2 protein-coding genes are annotated in these 725 nt (G+C 52.1%); both read right to left on the bottom strand.

What is annotated here, in order from left to right; genetic code table 11:
* Positions 1–214: phage holin family protein (locus AUC60_RS27005; protein WP_274521402.1), on the bottom strand; the 214-nt coding region annotated here is incomplete at its 3' end.
* Positions 215–397: 183 nt separating this feature from the next.
* Positions 398–725: hypothetical protein (locus tag AUC60_RS27775; protein ID WP_238599653.1), on the bottom strand; the 328-nt coding region annotated here is incomplete at its 5' end.

Here is a 725-nt window from a genome sequence, read left to right as displayed (position 1 = left end):
AAATCGTCATGCCCGCCGCGATCATCAGCATCATTGCCGACAACCCACAGACAATGCATGCCCCCGACCGAAGGGCAAGCCGGCGCAGCAAAGCCCAGCCTCGCGCACCTTCTTTGTCGGCGCGCCACATCTCACCCGACACACCACCGACCAACGCCAGGATGATCACTAAAAAAATCGGCATCTCTGCCAGCGCTTGCTGTTCATTTGTCATTTGTTCACATCCATCGAGCGCTCGTACCGGAGCAATGGGCAAAAAAAGCATGGAATGCTACCTGCACGGCTTGCCGTACCACACACAGGCAACTGGAACATCACGGTTAAATTAGGTAGAGGGACTGCCCGCTACGGGAAAAGCGAGCAATCCATGCAAAGAATCGCTAAGAATCGCTAAGAATCATGAGGATTTTGGCTCCACAGTGAAATAACGAATTGAACCGTAGGTATTCGTACCTGAATGCGAGTCGGTGACCGTCAAAGCTCTTCCAGCTAATGTCAGACGATGCCTATATTCTCCCGCTGAAAACGGATCAGGAGTTAATTGCAGGTCAGATACATTCTCGCCGCTCCAATTGGTCGCAATCGCAAAGCGCGCTCCCAGAACCGCTGTTCCTGTCCGACGATCCCCTACTCCGATGGTCATTACATAACGGTCAGCATTTGCCAAAATGAAGTCAGCTTCATCAGCTGTAAGGCCACTCTCCAGGTAAGTGTTCACGACCGAT

The organism is Pseudomonas caspiana, assembly GCF_002158995.1.
Taxonomy (GTDB): Bacteria; Pseudomonadota; Gammaproteobacteria; order Pseudomonadales; family Pseudomonadaceae; genus Aquipseudomonas; species Aquipseudomonas caspiana.
Note: the sequence above shows the minus strand (reverse complement) of the source record. Positions and strands in the feature narration are given on the sequence as shown.